This is a genomic window from Polynucleobacter sp. JS-Fieb-80-E5 (genome assembly GCF_018882015.1).
Lineage (GTDB): Bacteria > Pseudomonadota > Gammaproteobacteria > Burkholderiales > Burkholderiaceae > Polynucleobacter.
The window spans coordinates 233682-250686 of record NZ_JACVPH010000003.1 but is presented as its reverse complement, the minus strand read 5'-3'; the positions used below and the strand labels follow the sequence as shown (position 1 = coordinate 250686).

Below are 17005 nucleotides of genomic sequence, written 5' to 3'. Positions count from 1 at the left end.
GAACTATGAAAAATCAAAGTACTACACTTACCAAATACGCAAATACAGAGCGAAAGACCTCTCTTTCAACAAAATTTCACCAATACATTGTTGATAAGACGGTGGATTGGGCCCTGAATAATGTCAATGGCAAGACTCGCTTTTCTAAATTGAAATGGTCCGATAAAGAAAGAGCACTTCTCAATCAAATTATCGCCAACCCTGAAGCTGCCGACCTCAAGCTACCAATTCAGGATAGTAAATTTAAGCGCTTTTTTAAGAGCATTGCAGAAAATGGCTTAAACACTTTTGATGTAGAGAAGTTTTACCAATATCGTGATCGCCTTCCCTTACGCGATCTTCAGTGGGAGTTTAAAAAAGAGGATTTTACTTTCACCAAAACAAAGGCAATCTCTAAGGCGATTATTCCTGCAGGTTATTACATGTTGGAATTAGGGATCAAAACGAGTCAATTTAGCTCTCAAATTGGCTTTGATCTCAAAACTGTGGATCAAACTAAATCCAAGCATCAGGAATTTGAGTTACAAGCAAAATCCATTCGAATTAGTAAACGCCTGATTTGCTTAGAAAACAATTCAAAACTAGAAGCAAGCTTGCCCAGCAATATCACGGCTTCTGAAATTTATCATTTACGCCTTGCAAGACTAACCAAAAACTTTTTCTTAAGCAGAATGTTTAATAAGATTGGAGGTCAGTTTGATATCAAAAAATGTAAGCAACTTTCACAGGAGGAGTTGAAAGTCTTATGGAATCGTTATGACTCGATCTTTAAAAGACATAAGAATCCTTTTACAGAATATGAATACTATATTGAAGAAATAGAGGCAAAACAAACACCTAGTCGTACCCAGCAATTACGCAATCTTCAACTCTGGATGATGAAAAATCGTCAACCTAAAAAGTAAGCGCGTGAAGATTAGCTACATCCTTCCCGTCACAACAGAAACTGGCGTTAGATTAACTAACTCTAGTATTGCCCTAAGGCATTTAGCCAATACCTTTGAATCTGTTCTTTCTCAATCACTCCCTAATTGGGAGTTGATCGTGGTTGTCGAAAGGGCGCTTGAACAAAAAGTAGCAGCAATTTGGGGATTAGTGAATAAAAGTGAAACACTACAAAGTGAACTGAATAGCAAGAAGGATCTCCGCAATGTTCGCTTCATAACCACAAGCTCTAAAAATGCAGCCATTGCATGTAACAAAGGGCTAGAGCTTTGCAAAGGTCAGTATGTAGCACTAATTCAAGCGGGCGATCTGCTGGCTGAAACGACGTCCTATGAGCTTCTCAAATGCGTAGTAGAAAATCCTAAAGCGCAATTTATTTACTCGGACCACGATCACCTTGATTTGCAGGGGAAAAGGTTTAAACCCTTTTTCAAGCCAGACCTCAGCCCAGATCTGCTCTACTGCCAGAATTACATCAATAATCTTGTTTTGGTAAAAAAGTCTCTACTAAAGAGATTGCATGGCTGGGATAGCCAATATAGTGCAGCCTATGACTATGCCTTTAATCTCAGTGCCATTGGTACTCTAACAAAGCTAGGTCGCCCAAATCCAAAGTTATTAGGCGCTGATAGCCCAATAAAACACATTCCAAAGATTCTGTATCACCAAAGAGTACGCTTAATAGTAAACCCTAAAAGCAAGCAAGTGTTAGAGATTGGACCAAGTAAACCAGATGAGAAGAGACAATCAGAACAGGGTTTAGCGCTACTCAAGAGATTTTTTAAGTCGCAGCAGAGAAAAGTAGCAGTAAAACAAATTAAACCAAAGCTTTACAGGCATCACTGGACAATTCCAAAGCCTGAGCCCCTAGTCAGCCTGATCATCCCAACCAAAGATGGTTACGATATTCTTAAGACCTGCGTTCAATCAATACTCAAAAAAACAACGTACAAGAATTATGAAATTCTGATTGTGGATAACCAATCGACTGACCCACAAACTATTCAGTATATGAACAAGCTTGAAAGTGCATATCCTGACATACGCATACTGAAATATAACAAACCATTTAACTACTCTGCCATCAATAATTACGCAGTTACACAAGCTAAAGGCTCAATACTGGGGTTAATTAATAACGACACAGAGGTCATAACACCAGATTGGCTAACTGAGATGGTTTCTCATGCGATAAGACCAGAAATTGGTTGCGTAGGAGCCATGCTTTATTACCCAGACATGATTATTCAACATGCTGGCGTCCATGTTGACATTAACGGACATCTTAGTCATATTTTCAATGGACTCACAAATAAGCCCATTAACGACCACTTTTATTACATGCACTCCATAACAAATCCAATGGCCGTTACTGGGGCAGCTTTATTGATAAAAAAAAATTTATTTTGGAAGGTAAACGGCCTCGATGAAAAAAACCTAAAAATTGCCTTTAATGACATAGACTTATGTCTCAAGTCAAGCTCCACCCTAAGATCAAACATTCAACTTGCACATATTGAACTCAGACACCATGAATCCAAATCCCGCGCACTTGAAGGGCCGAGCGGTAAATATATGCAAAATGCCAAGGAATTTAATTACTTTAAGCGCAAATGGGCGAAGATCTTTAAATACACATCGAACTTAGTTTATACACACAACACTCAAAAAGATAGTCCAGGGCTAATTGGAAGCATTGATCAAGTTAACGCCAACTTAATAACGGGATGGGCGCATGATCCCACCAAAACAAATAAAAAGACAGAAATTATTATTAAAGTTAACGGGAAGAAAATATCGACTTTAGAGGCTGACATATTCAGAGAAGATCTACGGGAACTCAAAATTAACAATGGATTGGCTGGGTTCAATTTTTCAGCCTCAAATAAAATTTTCAATGATGGAGACTTTATAAGTGCAGAACTCAAAATTAGCGGCCGTCAGCTGGCGAATTCCCCTTGGAAATTTACTATTGATCCCAGCACAATCAAATGGCTCAATAGGTTAAAAAGAACTACGCCTAGAATACTTGAAAGATTAAATTGCTTTTATAGGAAAAAATTTATAGGTGAAACAATTTCAATAATAATGCCCGCCTATAATTCCAACCCAAAGTGGTTTGAAGAGGCAATTATGAGTGTTAAAAAACAATGGTCACCCAACTGGGAGCTTATCATTGTCGATGATTATTCTCAAAATAAGACCCATCTTAAATCAATATTGGAACTCATAGAAATTGATCCAAGAATTAAATTAATAAACTCTTGCACTAATAAGGGTATTGCTGCCACCATCAATATAGGCATTGAAGAGGCAAGAGGTGAGTACATTACATTCATGGATCATGATGACGTACTGGAGCCCGATGCAGTAATTCACCTTTTACAAGCCGCAAGAAAAAAACCTGATCTAATATATTCAGATGAAATTATTACTGGATCTAATGTTGAAGATATTATTCAGTATGCAGCAAGGCCATCTTTTTCATATGACTATTATCTTTCGCACCCATATTTTGTTCACATGATAGCTGTGAAAAAAAATATTGCTAAAAATGTTGGGGGATGGAATGAGTCAATGAAAATATCTGCAGATGTTGATTTTGTACTTAAAGTTCTGGCAACATCAAAATTAGTTGCGCATATACCTTCTTTTTTATACCGCTGGCGCACCCATCAAACTAGTCATGGACATTCCAATATCAAGATGGTAGAACAAGCAACTTCCGAGGCCCTTAATAGGCATCTTCATGAGATTGGAATTTCGGCAAAAATAAAAAAAGGAAGCTCATTTAATACTTTTAACATTCAATATCCCAAAGCCACAGGGGACATACTAATTATAATTCCAACAAAAGATCAAGTAGATCTTCTTAAAAAATGCATACGCTCGATCCTAAATACACAAAACTTGAGTGAATTAAAAATAGTTGTAATCAATCATGAGTCTAAAGATATCAATACTTTAGCTTACCTAGACTCGATAAAGGACGTTGCAGAAATTATGAACTACAAGGGAGAGTTCAACTTTTCCAAAATGAATAACATCGCAGTAAGAAAATTTTCAAAAGGCTGCAAGTACGTCTTATTTTTGAATAACGATATTGAGGCATTAACTCGAGGCTGGCTAGATAGCCTAAAGTCTTTATGCTCCCGAAATGACGTTGGTGCAGCAGGTGCGCAATTGCTATACCCCAACAACACCATTCAACACTCCGGCGTCATTATTGGAATGAATGGTTTAGCAGAGCATGCTCATAAATTTCAACATTTCCGTAGCACAAAGAATCAAATCAACCCTGGATATCTTGGGTCTCTAGTATGTACGCGAGATTACTCTGCGGTAACTGGCGCCTGCTTAATGATGAAAATTGAGACATTCTTAAAGGTAGCGGGCTTTGATGAAAAATTTGAGATTGGCTTTAATGACATTGATTTATGTTTGCGCATAAGAGATCTAGGTTTAAAAATACTGTTAACCCAAAATGCCACACTAATTCATCATGAGTCCTTAACACGAAAAACACACTCTAAAATGCACCACCCTAGTGACTCAAGAAGATTTCAATCTAGGTGGGAATCACTTTTAAAATCAGGGGATTATTTTTATAATCCTCAATTAAATTTACTTGAAGATCATAAGATAAACGAAAAAATAGTATCTACAAAAAAATTACGGCTAACGCTTATAGAGCCGCCCAGCCTTAGCTATTGACTCATTTAGATACCACCCTCTACTAATTTAAATATATCAACGTAACATATTTATAGCAAAAAAATATTGCTGTTGAAATAGCTACAAATTTTGAATCTAATTATTATTAGATATGAATAAAATTAGAAACACTCAAGTTTTATAAAATGAAGTCATTGGCAAGAAATTTTTTTTCTGCAATAAGTGAAATTTGATTGCCATCATCCATTATTTTTCTTTGTCATTATCGCTACTATATGCATTCCTTTTCTCCAGCCTTGGTCCTCTAAGTATAGAGATCCTCTATAGCCGTAATTAATAGCCCTATTTTTTCCATTTATACAAAAATATTCCCTAAAAGTTTCATCGGTTATAAAGTTTACGTGGGTGGGATCTTGAAAGGCAGCTGCATGCGGATAGGCTGGTGTTTGGGAAAAGAAAACTCCCCCAGGTTTCAAAACTCGAGATATTTCATTCATCAAGAAAATGAAAGGACTTCTTCGTTCTGGTAAATATAAAACTCTTGGAATATGCTCAATTAAATCATATGCAGTTACAACATCGAAAGATAGTGAATCATATGGGATTGGCTCAACAGCCAAATCACTTTTACGAATTTCGCACCCTTTTACCGTTCCTTCAATTGAAATATCTACTCCATATAATTCTTCAGCATTAAATGGATTCCTAATGTGTCCACCACAACCCAAGTCAAGAGATTTTAATTTCATATATAAAATTTAATAAAGTACAAAATTGCGGCATATGACCGAGATAGATTGCGCATGCATTTACTAATTAACCAAATCTATTAAATAAGCTGAAAAGATATCCACCTTAATTTGCCTGTCAAGATTCTCGAAGAAATGATAATTTTTTAACCTTGCAATTGAATTGCAAAAAATTTGCATATTTATCGGGCTCTTTTTAGACCGAAAATCGCCAATTTCAATTATTAAGGCCGATTGGTTGCAGAAAATTACATTGTGCATTCCAGAACCAGAAATGCTAACAAAAACACTTGCATTAGCATAGAGATATACCTGGTGAGAAAACTCATAATCTTCTGGATAAATAACATTAAACCCATTCGTACGTAGAAGATTTTCTATTGATTCAATATTATCTACCCTTGAAAAACTCCTGGAAGATAGAAAAATCTTACCGTATATATTTTCATCTTTATGCTTCACTAAACAGTTCTTTTTTATATTCTCATACATACTACGCATTCGAATATCTGGTTCACGATTAATAAGCCATAACTGCTGTGGAACATCTATGCTTTCGAATTCGGTTGGGGTGTTTACAATTTTTATTTTTTCATCTCCTATTTTATAAAGCTCGAAAATAAAATTGTGTACAGATAGCATTTTTTTTCCAAAGATGAATGGCTGGAATATGACACTGTCATACTCACTAAATTTTTCAAGCCACATCCTCGAGAGTCCTTCAGTCAGAAAATGTCCGTAATGACTGAAAAAGGATCCTAAATAGATTGATTTACCGTATATCTTTTTGCAATTTTTTCTTACCGGAACAAAAGCGACATCAATGGGTAGAACATGGTCGGATTTATCAATAAGACGAATTGAATCTCCAATAATTAAATTATTAGAGTCATATAGAGCACCAGTAAAATCAAGCCTGTAACCACTATCCGGAATCTCTTCAATTCTTTCTTTTATCTCGCAACCACTGTAGTACGCATTAAGATAATTAGTTAACATTGGATTTCTTACAATGATGTACCTCGTGGGTGGTGATTGCCTTAATAATCTCTTGAATTCGCTGATCGAAGGTATGTTTACTTAATATCTGTGATGATGCAACTTTATTGCAATCCTTTGAAGTTTTAATTTTTTCAATTATTCTTATAAATTCCGCTTCATCGGCATAAGTTAACACGTTAGATTCAAATACCTGCCCTATACCCTCGACGTAATCAGTGACCACCAAACCACCTGTTGCCACGACATCAAAAATACGATTCGAAATGAATCCGTTATCTCGCATATCTTTCCAATGATCGTTAAAAACAACGTGTGCCCCCTTATAAAATGATGCCAAAATCTCATTCGGGATGTATTCATCCTTAAGCATACTTGAGGGAATAAAACCCTCCCAACCAGGGCCATACACTGCTAATGGAATATCGTTCTTGAGGGATAGCCTCACTACATCCCTAAATACACCCCTCGAATTACCGACAAAAAGATATTGATCGATTTCATTTTTTGGAATAATCTCCGGATTAAATATTTCAGGATCAGTGCATTGCAATAATGTTGAAATATTTACCTTTAGTAAAGTTGACTCCAACAACCTTCTTACGTATTTTTCCGAAGCAATAAACACATGATCATACGATTCATATTCTGAGAGGGTAATATCATCAGGATGACTAATGACCCACATAACATTAATCTGAGTGATGGTGGGAGTGTAAGAAGCCAGACCCCTGAGAACTATAACTACATCATCACCCATTCTTTCATTTATGTAAAAATTATCAATACAATCAATTCTTACTGAGTGCCCCAGCCTTGTGAGAGCTCGCTTCACCCCCAGCGCAAAGTGGTAATCACCCCACTCTTTCTGCTTAACCTTGCTTGGTGCGCCTATTTTGATTGAGATTTTTTTCTGATGCCCGCCTAATTCAACCAATGCCTCCAGTAGTTGACTTGCCCTATGATGATAAGTGTGACTGCTAAGTATTTTTTCCTGCAGTTTTTTAACTAACTCTATCCTAGACTCATCATTGGACAAGTATTTCCAGATTAAAGACTCTAATTCCTGAGATGAAGAATATACAGGCAAAATACCATCAAAAGCATCTGTACTTCCCAAGGCGCCATTTGTAATAACTAAGGCCCCAGACGCAATTGCGTCATAAACCCTAGAGTTAACTGAACCAAACTCTCTTGTAGCTGAATTTGCATCATCAATAACAATCTTTGTGCTGGCATAAACGTTGGGCATTTCGGAATATGGTACCGAGCCCCGCCAATAATTGCTCATTGTTGAAATTGAATTCCACCCATGACCATAAAGTGCATACTTAAAGGGAAGGGCCGAGGGATTTAGAAGGTGGGTAAAACTCCTTGATACATTAAAGAAGGAGCATGTAGAGCAATAGTCGGATGCTAAATCCTCTTTAAATATACCTTCGCTAAATGCCTTGTAATTGGTAGCGAGCCTCATCACCGGAACATTCCTGCTGAGAGCCCTAGAGAGAATGGCCGACGAATATTCTGACGATGAAAAAACTAAGTCGTAATCATGAACCCACTCTCGTTGAGCCCACCGATCAATCCAATTCCTAGCCCAAGCAATTTTTATTAAGTGCGGAGATTGGTTGCTAATTTTTTGCAAGTCATAGGTATCCAACATAGAGATCACCACATCTATGCCATACAAGTCATACCAGTTAACTTTTGAGTCTAGGAAAACGATTTGGCAGTCAACTAAATTTAAAAATTCTTTAGCCAATTCAAGGGCCGTAAAATAATCCCCCGCTTTTACCCCCAATCCAACCTCGCTAACAGCAAAGGCTACCCTAGGGGCTGAACCACTCCAAAATCCAGGCCTTGTAAACCTATCTCGATTTAGATGCTTTCGAAAAGTCTTGGCATATTTTTCATTTAGAATTTTCCAATTATTAGCAATGTTGAAATTTTGTATTTTATTTTTTGATTCAAACCTAGTTGAGCCCTTATCATGAATGGCTGAAACAGTATTTATGCTTATTATTTTTTTACCGTACCCCAATGAATAATTAAGACATAAATCAACATCTTCAGCACCATAATAATATTGCTCATCAAACCCTCCGAATCCTAAAAACTCCTCTCTCCTGCAGGCAATAAATGCGCCCGTCACAGCTGGAACCTCAAAAAAACCATTAGCAACATTGGAAAACTGGGGGGCATATCGAGATTCAAAAGCCTCAATAATATTATCTCTCTTGTTCAAATTAAAATGAACTCCAAGATGTTGAATTAAAGGCATTGAAAAAAATCCAGGAATTGGTGGATCTAGCAATTTAATCCCTACCAAACCAATATTTTTATCATTTAAAACATCTATAATTTCACCAGCAACATTCTCTACAAAGACAATATCATTATTAACAAATATTAAAATATCTGTATCAGTTAATTTTGCGGCGTAATTATTTGACTCTGAAAAAGAGTAATTTTTACCGCGCTCAATCAGATTTAAATTAAGGCTTTTACTCCATTCCTTACAAATATCTAGGCTGTTATCAGAGGATCCATGGTCAACGACCATAATTTCATACTCAGGATATAAAATAAATTTTTTAAAAGACTCAAAGAATTTAACTAAATGATGAGCTCCGTTTAAATTTAAAACAATAAAACAAATCCTCTGAGGCTCTTCAAGCTCATAGGTTGCTTTATTTAGCACATAGGGTGTGTGGTTTGGTATTGCGTTAAGTTGACCGCTAAATTTACTGGTAAAAATTAACTCACTTTTAATTAGGGTTGGAATCCCATAACGCGGAATTACGGTTACCTTAAAATCATTCCCTTGATAAAAATTAGGGGGTAATTTAACAAGGAAACAATGATTTCCCCCTTTTTTAAATTTCCCATCTAAATCAGGTCTATATTTATTTGCAGTTACTGTTAAATAGAGGTTGTTATCAATAAAAACATCTAAAAGCACTGGTACCCGAGGAAAATCTTCATAGATCATCCAACCATTAATTGTATTTCCTTCAATATAATCGAGCTTCCCCGTTACTTTGCTTTTTGATAACGCTATTAAATCGGGCTCCGATTCGGGCTCATCAGGAATCATCTTTAGGTCAATATCATGAATGATATCTACCCCCATAGCTGAAATGACTAATTTCTCATAAGACAGGTTTTTTGAATTTTGAGGTATGCTAAATTTAAACCCGTGATCGCCGCTTTTAAAAATCTTAACGAGATCTGGACGAAAATCCCTGGCAATAGTTTCCCCAATTTCTTTGCCATCCAAATAAAGCTTTAACTCTAAGTGTTTAAAGGGTGCACCTTTGTCAAGCGCCCATCCTGATACGGTCAATATATTGTTCTTTAATTCAGAGAAATCTACAGCTCCATCAAATCGCTGTCGCGGAATAATATAAACTGGGGAGCCAATTTCTAAACCATCTTCAACTCGCCGAGCTGAAATGGTTACCATTTTTTCCCAATCGGTCACCAGGGGTAGATCAACTTTAAATCCTATTGCTTGATTACCCAACATACGCCGAGATAAACCTCTCCAGATAACTTTCTCACCCAATAAAATCTCAACTTCTCGCGAGTTACCATCTAGATCGCAACAAACCCACCCCTCAACGCTTGATGAATTTACTACCCTCAAGTCTCCCCAGCATTTTGGGTTATCGTCTTCGGTGTGTTGAAAATTGACATTAACTCCATTGACTTGAGCCTCGATCCGAATTTCCTTCGCTGATTGAGCACAATTTTTAAGCAGATTTATTTCGAAAAATGCTAAGCCTCGATTGAGCGATTCATGTGAGGAGTCTTCTATGAAGTAATCTGCGATTAAGTCTTCGCATTTAAATGCTTGAATGTGTAAAAGAGAATTTAAGTCAGCCTTTTCATAAAATCCCTTCACTTCATAAGGAGTTACACTCTCTATACTTCCAAAAATTATTTTTTGGGGAAGCTGCACATCCATTAATGGGTTGATTTCTGGAAGGCGTGGAAGAAAAAAATTGGTATTTTTTACTCGTACCAACACATTCGATAAAGTGACACTGCTTATCTTTATTGGTAATTTGGCCTCAAACCCATGAAAACCTTTCCCTATTTTTTCAGCCACTAAGTCGGGGCGAAAATTATCTGCAACCACTTCCGCTACAACAATCTCATCAATGATTATTTCAATAGCCAGAGGCATCAGAGGAATGGCTTTATTCCAGGCCCACCCAGTAATACGCTGGTTATCTATGTACTCTACATACCCTAGAATATTATTTTTTTGCGATTTTACTAGAGGTTTTTTTTTGAAAATCATTTCGAAAATATATAGGAATTATCCCCCTAAAATCCCAATTTATGTTGGAAATATTCCGTATTTAATGAGCTATTTTAATTGGTCAAGTCTTTCCGCATACAAACTTAATAATGTTATTAGATAATTCCCAGCCTAGAATTAAGCTCTAAAAACTTTGTCAGAATATTTTCTCAACTCAATTTCATTCCCTCAAAATATTACAAGGAGATATCCTAAATCCAATCAAAATCTTGCTATTTATTTCATGGACGACGACCTACTAGACTGGAAAGTATTACTAGGTATTCCACTCCCTTATGCATTTCGTCTTTGGCGAAAAGCTTGTTCCAAACGAAATCAGATTCTTTCTTCTTGCTCTGAACTATGGGTCTCCACTCCTTATTTAGCCCACAAGTATTCTGCCTGGAATCCACGTCTTATAAAGCCCATTGCGTCTGGGCCCCTTTTGGATCGTCCATGGATCGATTCAATTAATTCCCCTTCTTTAGCCTCTACTAATCCAGTGCGTATTTGTTACCACGGTACCTGGTCTCATCGTGATGATATGAAATGGCTTGCCCCTGTTATTGCGGAGGTGCAAAGACAATGCCCCAATTCTGTTTTTGAAGTAATAGGTGGTGATCGGGTTGCCAGTATTTTCAAAGGAATTCCTCGAGTTTCTGTATTGCCTACCATGTCGTGGCCGGATTATTTGAAGCATACCCAAAGCGTGCGACAAGATATTGGTTTAGCGCCCTTACGAAACACTCTCTTTAATCGAGGTCGTGGACCTATTAAGTTCTTTGACTATGCGAGAGCTGGCGCTGTTGGGATTTATTCTGCTGGACCTGCATTCTCAGAATTTGTCTCCCATAAAGTGGATGGCTTTGTTTTACGCAATGATCCTGAGCTTTGGGTGGATACGATAGTCAATTTAGTTAATTCACCTGAACTGCGACAGCAGATGGCGGATGCAGCATGGCTCAAAGTTTTGGATAATAGCCCAGCTTCGCCCAATGTTCAGCAATACCTTCATGAGCTCAATGAATCGATCATGCGCCTATCAAATCTAAATAATCCGTAAGATTTCCTCGGAAATTTATAGCCGCATAAATGCATTTAATCCGTTTTCTCCTTGCTTCCACTAAAAGTTGGAATTATTTTCCGCTCTTTCAGTAGACTGTTTCTGTGTCAGCCGATGCCCACTCCACCACTTTCAGCTCTTCACCAGAAAATAATTATCAACAACAAGCCTTCCAACACTATGGGATTGCTTCTTGGGGATTGTCTCGCCAGCATTTAGAGCTATTTTTTAATGATGCAAGGCTTTTAAACCCCATCGTATTTCGTATGGGTGTCCCTCTAGACGCCATCTTAGCCTGGGGGAATAAGCCTAGTTCCAAAAGAGCAGCTGCTCTTGCGCACAAGCGCAATATTCCGCTTATCCGGATTGAAGATGGCTTCTTATATGGGCTTGAACCAAGAACTTCAGCACGTTCAAGCCTAGTCGTTGATGATCTGGGTATCTACTACGACGCAAATTACCCTTCCCGTCTAGAGCATTGCATTGGGGTTGATTTAACTGAATCGCAGATATTGCGCGCCAGATCCATTCAATCCTTGTGGCAAATGCATGGGGTCTCTAAATACAATCATGCCCCCGATTGGATACGACCCTCTGATGACTGGAGTCAGGATCCTTTTATTCTTTTAATCGACCAAACTCGTGGAGACCAATCAATTGCTGGGGCCATGGCTGATGCAAAAAGCTTTGAACTTATGCTCAATACAGCATTAGCGCAAAGCACCTTCCAACATATCTTAATAAAAGTGCATCCAGAAGTGGTAAGTGGAAATAAATTGGGTCACTTTGATGTGTCTGCTACATCCGCATTACGATCCCATCCCAGGATCCGCATTCTGGATCAAGACTGTAACCTGAGCAGTGTTATTAAAGAGGCTAACGCTGTGTTTACCGTGAGCTCACAAGCAGGTTTTGAGGGATTGTTATGGGGTAAGCCTGTCCATACTTTTGGGATGCCGTTTTATGCGGGCTGGGGATTAACTTTTGATTTTTTACTTAAACCACCGCGTCGTAGAAGTGCCTCTTTAGAGCAATTGATTTATTCAACCTTAGTTTCTTATTCAAGATATCTTCATCCTGAAACAGGGAATCAATGTCAAATAGAGGATCTGATTGAGTATTATGGCTTTCAAAAAATGCAGCACCAACGTTTTAAACAAGCACTCTACTCTCATGAACTATCAATCAATAAGCGTCGTCATTTAAAACGTTTTATTCAGGGGTGCGCTCTGATTGCTGATTCTCAATCCTTTAGTCAGAATGATGCTCTTCTCCTTTGGGGCTCAAGGCCCACACCAATGATCGACTCTAAAAAGGCTCAAAAAGTCATTCGCTTAGAGGATGGATTTATTCGCTCTATAGGCTTAGGGGCAGCCTTATCGACGCCCTATTCTTGGGTGTTTGATCAAACCGGCATTTACTATGATTCAAGCAGGCCCAGTGATTTAGAGCGCATTCTTCAAAACGGGAAATTTGATGACGCTTTAACCGATCGAGCTGAAGCCTTGCGTCAAAAAATCATTTCATTAGGGATTAGCAAATACAACCTTGGGCGATCCCAAGATCGCAATGTTAGTCTTCGAATCTTGCGCCAAGCCCGTCAGGAAAAACGTGCGTTGCCTTTTTTATTGGTCATTGGACAGGTGGAATCGGATGCCTCAATTCAATTTGGAGGGGTGGATATTCGCACGAATTCTGATTTACTAAAAGCTGTACGCTCAGCAAACCCTTCTGCTTTTATTGTCTATAAGCCCCATCCCGATGTTGAGCATGCACTTCGATTTAAGGGCAGTAATGATCAGCTAGATCCAAGCATTTATGATTTATTACTCTCCGATAGCAATCTTACCGATTGCCTAGATCTCATCGATGAAGTACACACCATCAGTTCACTAGCGGGGTTTGAGGCTTTGCTTCGAGAAAAACCAGTAGTTTGTTATGGACTACCATTTTATGCAGGCTGGGGGCTGACAGTAGATCACCATGCTTGTGAGCGTCGTACCCGAAAACTTACTATTACCGAGTTAATTGCTGGGGCACTGATCCTATACCCAACATATGTTCACCCCAAAAGCGGGCTTTACTGCACACCGGAAACTTTGATAGAGGCACTCTATGAACAAATGCACACCAGCAAAAACCCACTAAAGCATCTTCTTCACACTTCTGTCAATTTTGTCAAGAAAAAGACAATGGGCTTTATTCATAGGCTTAAGGGCATATAAAAATACGCCCCAAATAAAGCAATCTATTAGCAATAAATTTTTTTAAACACCATTACTTATAAGCTCGACCCTCTAATTTTCCATGGATCTTGTAATGGGTCTTTGGTGGAATATGAGATTTTAGTACATCAGGGTTAAGCGTCAAATATAGCTCTTCATCAAAATCGTCCGGCAGTTGAAAATCAACCAATTCAACTAAATGGGGCATGAATAAGGCCTTTTTCTTCCAAAAGAAAAATCCTTCATTCCCACGCTCAACTGAACCATGGGCCAAATACTCAATACCTTGTGTAGCTGGATCTGGAGCATCCACTAACCATTGAACAATGTGTGTATGTAGTAATTTCATAATGCCACGATGCAAGTACTGACCATGGCCGATTAATTCATCGTACGAAGCAATATTGCCAATGCGGTGTAAGCGAGCAAATCCAACTAAACGGCTTTGATCGATATCAGACTGGGGGCCATCAAACACCCCAAATAATAGCTCCCAGTGCAATGGGCAGCTAATTGCATCTGCGGCACTCTGATGGGAGCGGACCTCATCTTTGCTTGAGAATTTTTTAAATAATGGCCCCTGCATTACTGGTCCAAACGAACGCATTCGTACAGACCCTCTAATGTCATCCATTTCTTGAGCTTTTTGAGAGTGCGTGAAAGGTGCAACCCAAAATCCATTTTTTTGAGCCTTTTTGACATCACGACTAAAAAAACTACTGCGCCTACTCACTTTTTCCATATACGAAAAAGTTTCAGGGTAATCATTCAAAGCAATGGCATGTAGGGTTAATTTTTTTTGAGAGGATTTGGAATCGTCACGGGGCGTACGGCAGTACTGCTCATAAAAACCTGCATAAGAAGCAATTAAGCGCTGGCATTGTGGATGGGCGCAGCCTTCTGCTTGATGGCATTGAATTTTTGCAAGGGGCAAGCTGTTCTGTAGCCCATCGCTTTGTTCACCCAAGCGCTTTTGTAGGCGTATGGGTAGAAAAAATACCTCAATGTACTTTTTATACCCACGCACTAACGATTTTCTACAGGATCTTAGAATCGAAATCAATATTTATTCAAACATAATGTTGGTGATAATTGGAAAATAACTAGCATGCAGCCCATTTTAAACCTGCCTTATTTTTATGATCAATTCATTCAAATTATTAAAAGATGATGCTAGCAGTTACTTTTTTAAGGGGCGTCCCAATCCCACAAAATTATTTCTATTTATTAGAATTATTCCAATTAGTATTGGATCCCCCCCCCCAATAGGCAAAAGATGACAACTTTAATTGTAAAAATATGGGGGAAAATCATCGAATATTAGCCCATGGGCTATGTACAAGAAACCGTTGAAACTCTAAAGCTAAAGCAGGAAACGCCGCACATACAGCAATCACGCCCTAGGAGATTATCCGATCTACCATTCCACAAAAATATTCTATTATTGCAAGGTCCCGTTGGTAGTTTTTTTTACCACTTTGCTAAACACCTAAATGCACGCGGATCAATAGTTAATAAAGTCAATTTTAACGGTGGAGATGACTATTTCTTCCCCAAAGGAAAATTCAATGTCATCCAATACCGCTTTAAGCTGGACTATTGGCCCTCTTTTGCCAGCAAGTTGTTGGTAAATCTCAATATTGATGCAGTTTTTTTATTTGGAGATTGCCGCCCTATTCATAAACCCATTATTTCAATTTGCAAAGCTCTTAACATTGATGTCTGGGTTTTTGAAGAGGGTTACTATAGGCCTCATTTTTTTACCTTAGAACATTTTGGGGTTAATCATTTCTCCCCTATGGCCAATATTGACCTTCGTCAAATTGATGTTCGTTTAGCAAATGACAAGGACATCACTCTATCGAATACCATCAATCAAAATGCTTTCTGGCATATGGCATGGGCAGCGATTCAGTATTGGCTATTTTCGCTACTCAATAAAACTCATTACCCTGACTACGATCACCACAGAGCACTTGACTGGAGATTAGGAAAAGCCTGGATTAAAAGCTTTTTTCGCTACTGGATTTACCAAGTGAGCGAATATAAGAAGAAGAAAGCAATTTTTCAGAACGCTTCTAAAAAAATGCCGCATCAATATTTTTTACTAGCGCTTCAGCTCCATGATGATGCTCAAATTCATACCCACTCAGACTTTAATGACTTGGAACAAATGCTTGAAATGGTGATTACTTCCTTTGCAACAAGGGCTCTTGAATCAAGTAACGAATATTTAATCATCAAGCACCATCCAATGGGTAGGGGAAGCTCTAACTATAAAAAATATATTTATTACTTAACGACAACCCTAGGAATAGCTGATAGGGTCATCTATATTCATGATATTAGACTTCCTTCCATCCTCCCTCTTATAAAGGGTTTTGTGACGGTTAATTCAACGCTTGGTCTGCAAGCGCTTTATCACCATATTCCAGTCATTACCCTTGGAAGATCTTTTTTTAATAAACATGGGGTGACATTTCAGGGAAGCTTAGAGGAGTTCTGGAAATCTCCTGGAGCAGTAGATACCAAGAACGTTGCTTTGCTTGGGAAATATATTATTTGTAATTCACAAGTTGAGGGCTCGCTATACATACCCCCCCCTCTATTTGAACAATATTCACATAACTAATTTCTTAACCAATGCCCACCCAGATCTTTTCTTTGAACAAATTCGTACTATACGAGGGCTTTCTTCTGGCGATTATTAGCACTATCGTAGTTTTTGCAATCCGATTTGAGCTTCAATTTTTACTAGAAGACAAACTTCCTTTAGTTTTCTTCAGTATCAACTCAGTTATTCTGACCTTTAGGTTTGGAGCACGCATTGGTTTTGCATCTTTTGCAATTGGGTCCGTCTTAAGTTTCTATAGTTTCGTCCCCCCTTATAATTCATTCGGAATGCCAGATTATTGGAACCTGCAATACTTTGCTATAAAGTTTCTTTTAAGCGTCTTGATTCTGAGCATAATTGTAACAATCCAAAAAATGCTTGTAGGGTTTGCAGAGCACCATTAAATTGAAATTAAAAATTCCAATA

9 protein-coding genes are annotated in these 17005 nt (G+C 38.1%); 5 read left to right on the top strand and 4 right to left on the bottom strand.

What is annotated here, in order from left to right:
• Positions 1 to 5 precede the first annotated feature (5 nt).
• Positions 6 to 905 carry a hypothetical protein gene (locus ICN44_RS06110; RefSeq protein ID WP_216263147.1) on the top strand — a complete coding sequence of 300 codons (900 nt, stop codon included), beginning with the start codon at positions 6 to 8 and terminating at the stop codon, positions 903 to 905.
• Between the two features lie 4 nt (positions 906 to 909).
• Positions 910 to 4659, top strand: a complete 3750-nt coding sequence (locus ICN44_RS06105) for a glycosyltransferase (protein ID WP_216263146.1) — start codon at positions 910 to 912, stop codon at positions 4657 to 4659.
• Between the two features lie 200 nt (positions 4660 to 4859).
• On the opposite strand, the gene ICN44_RS06100 is transcribed toward ICN44_RS06105, so the two are convergent.
• From ICN44_RS06100 to ICN44_RS06090, 3 genes are all read right to left on the bottom strand, one after another.
• Complete coding sequence (locus ICN44_RS06100) at positions 4860 to 5369, bottom strand: class I SAM-dependent methyltransferase (protein WP_216263145.1); 510 nt, start codon at positions 5367 to 5369, stop codon at positions 4860 to 4862.
• 63 nt (positions 5370 to 5432) lie between these two features.
• The gene (locus ICN44_RS06095) at positions 5433 to 6368 is read right to left on the bottom strand and encodes a DUF563 domain-containing protein (protein ID WP_216263144.1); all 936 of its coding nucleotides are present in this window, start codon (positions 6366 to 6368) and stop codon (positions 5433 to 5435) included.
• Entirely contained in the window at positions 6358 to 10677 is a 4320-nt protein-coding gene (locus tag ICN44_RS06090) for a glycosyltransferase (protein ID WP_216263143.1), read from the bottom strand. The genes ICN44_RS06095 and ICN44_RS06090 overlap by 11 nt, the downstream gene beginning before the upstream one ends.
• A 244-nt stretch (positions 10678 to 10921) precedes the next feature.
• Here ICN44_RS06090 and ICN44_RS06085 point away from each other — a divergent pair, with 244 nt between their 5' ends.
• A complete protein-coding gene (locus ICN44_RS06085; RefSeq protein ID WP_216263142.1) occupies positions 10922 to 11740 on the top strand; it encodes a glycosyltransferase in 819 nt (272 codons plus the stop codon).
• Between the two features lie 104 nt (positions 11741 to 11844).
• Positions 11845 to 13965: a capsular polysaccharide biosynthesis protein gene (locus tag ICN44_RS06080; RefSeq protein ID WP_216263141.1), complete on the top strand. Its 2121-nt coding sequence runs from the start codon at positions 11845 to 11847 to the stop codon at positions 13963 to 13965.
• 52 nt (positions 13966 to 14017) lie between these two features.
• Here the strand turns inward: ICN44_RS06080 and ICN44_RS06075 are convergent, their stop codons facing one another.
• Positions 14018 to 14992: a hypothetical protein gene (locus ICN44_RS06075; protein WP_216263140.1), complete on the bottom strand. Its 975-nt coding sequence runs from the start codon at positions 14990 to 14992 to the stop codon at positions 14018 to 14020.
• 300 nt (positions 14993 to 15292) lie between these two features.
• Between ICN44_RS06075 and ICN44_RS06070 the strand changes: the two genes are divergently transcribed.
• Positions 15293 to 16597 (top strand): capsular biosynthesis protein, encoded by a 1305-nt coding sequence (locus tag ICN44_RS06070; RefSeq protein WP_216263139.1) that lies wholly within the window; start codon positions 15293 to 15295, stop codon positions 16595 to 16597.
• The last annotated feature ends 408 nt before the right edge of the window (positions 16598 to 17005 follow it).